This window comes from Frankia sp. BMG5.23 (assembly GCF_000685765.2).
Lineage (GTDB): Bacteria > Actinomycetota > Actinomycetes > Frankiales > Frankiaceae > Frankia > Frankia casuarinae.
Genome location: NZ_JDWE01000153.1, coordinates 1 through 1,923, shown reverse-complemented (window position 1 = coordinate 1,923; position 1,923 = coordinate 1). Strand labels below are relative to the sequence as shown.

The 1,923-nt window shown below is 64.8% G+C and carries 2 protein-coding genes; one reads left to right on the top strand and one right to left on the bottom strand.

Going from position 1 to position 1,923, the window contains the following annotated elements; translation table 11 throughout:
- Window positions 1-76: 76 nt before the first annotated feature.
- Complete coding sequence (locus BMG523DRAFT_RS25075; RefSeq protein ID WP_023842285.1) at window positions 77-724, bottom strand: helix-turn-helix domain-containing protein; 648 nt, start codon at window positions 722-724, stop codon at window positions 77-79.
- A 217-nt stretch (window positions 725-941) separates the two neighbouring features.
- Here BMG523DRAFT_RS25075 and BMG523DRAFT_RS22260 point away from each other — a divergent pair, with 217 nt between their 5' ends.
- Complete coding sequence (locus BMG523DRAFT_RS22260) at window positions 942-1,388, top strand: hypothetical protein (RefSeq protein WP_011436937.1); 447 nt, start codon at window positions 942-944, stop codon at window positions 1,386-1,388.
- Window positions 1,389-1,923: the final 535 nt, after the last annotated feature.

Here is a 1,923-nt window from a genome sequence, read left to right as displayed (position 1 = left end):
CCCACAAGCCGAAAACCACCCGACCGGCAACACCGGCCGGGCCTTCGGCCCGCCCACCCACGCCATCACCGAACTCTTACGAACAATGAAGTGCCTGGGCGTCACTCGCATCTGGAACCGGGCTAGCCAATGGGTAGAATGTGGGCGCGTAACGAGCGACGGCCCAGAATGCGAGGACGGTTGCGGCGGCGGCCAGGAACAATCGCCCTTGCCAACTGCGGAGCACACCTTGAACGGTATATACCCTGGACGGCCCGAAGTCTTTCAAGGTGCGATCAGACGCAATTTCAGCTGGCGACAGCAGAGGCTCGCTTTGTTCGGCACCGGTTTGCGGTTGGCTATCGGCCGCTTCCCCAACTTTTTCCCCGGTGATGTCTTGCCCCCGCGAAAGAGACTCCTTCTTTACCTGCACCAGGGAGCCTGAAGGTAGATGCAGGGCTTCCTCGTAGAGCTGAAGCGTCTTATCGGTCGCCATCGTATTACCGAGTTCATTCGGCGACAGCGTGCTGTGGTGCCTCCCTATTTTGTCCCCCATATAGCGCAATGAAAAACCGCGCCCCTCGCGGGCCTGTCGCATCGCGGCGCCGACGCGCTGAGCCGGTGTGAGGACGGGCGACCGCCCCGGCTCATTGGCGGCAGGCACGGCCAGGCCGCCCGTGCGCGGAGCCGCGAACGGGACTGCCTCCTCCTCATCGCTTGGTGGCAACCGACGACCCTCCCCCATGTCAGCACCTCAGTATCCCGGAGAGACGCGGCCTGCTGCTTGACGGGAGTGAGGTGGTTGGTTGGCCGGGTGGTTGGCAGGCGAGCCAACCAGCTCTGAAACGGTTGGTGGTTGGTTGACGCCCACAACCAGGGGGTTTGTGTTGCAGCCTCGATCGCATCAGGCCGTCGGCCACCCTGGCTGGCGGCACCAAGATCGCTGAGACTGGAGCGCGCCAATGGCTGACGCCTCGCGGGTGGGCGCTGTCCCGGACCCCCTGGACCAGCTGACGAAGGAGCTGGCCCCCGTCCGGTCGGCCGCCTCGCCCCTGGACCTGGAGCCGCTACTGCGGGACCTTCCCGCCTTGACCGGCCTCGGCATCGTCCGCGGGCGGGTGCATGCCGCCACCAGCCTTGGGTTGGCGACGGCGGTGCTGGCGGTGGTGCGGGAGGCGGCGGCCAGCCTGGATGAGGCGGTGCCTGAGCACAACCAGGTGCATCTGCTGTTCCGGGTGCATCCGAAGACGGCGCGGCTCACGCCGGCGGGCGCGCGGCAGGCCGCCCAAGAAGTCAGCGGCGTGGAGATGCGTCAGTTTCGATTTCGCCAGGAGGGGCGGTTGAGGCGGCTCGTCGCGCAACAGCTGCTGGAAATGCAGTACGGAGCCGACCACCGCCCTTACGAATAAAGCGGCCGGAGCACGTGGTGACAGCGGCCGAATGGGTGCGCCTCCAGCTCCAGCGCGCCCCCACCTTGAGCGCCGACAAGTGGGCCAAGATCGCCGGGGTTATCCGGGCGGTTCCGTCCGGGACGTAGGCCGGGTGCGGGGCGTCAATAGGCGAACCACCTAAAACTCTGCCAGGTTCGCGGTCGTGGTTTAGCTCTGTGGAGCCTAAAATCGGCCCCGAGAAAGCTCATAACAAGATTATGATCTTTGACAGTGTGCTCACGCGGGCGCATTTCGGCGACCTCACCGGCCTGAACTTTGCGCCCCTGCTTCGGTTGTCCTTTGAGATTGAGCCTTTCCCTGCAACGTTTGGTGACGCTCCGTGAGCGTCGCTGGGTGTGAGCGTCCCTGGGGGTGGAGACGATGAAGGCGCGGGGCTCCGGTAGGAAGTTGTTCCGACCAAAGAGCAACTCCGAAGGAACCCCACGCCTCGATGAGTTTCACATACACCGCCGAGCTGCCGTTCGGCGATCACACCGTTTTCCGTCTGGCGGGT

Coding starts and splice junctions, on each gene's coding strand:
- BMG523DRAFT_RS22260 (WP_011436937.1), top strand. CDS start 942: ATGGCTGACGCCTCGCGGGTGGGCGCTGTCCCGGACCCCCTGGACCAG.
- BMG523DRAFT_RS25075 (WP_023842285.1), bottom strand. CDS start 724: ATGGGGGAGGGTCGTCGGTTGCCACCAAGCGATGAGGAGGAGGCAGTC.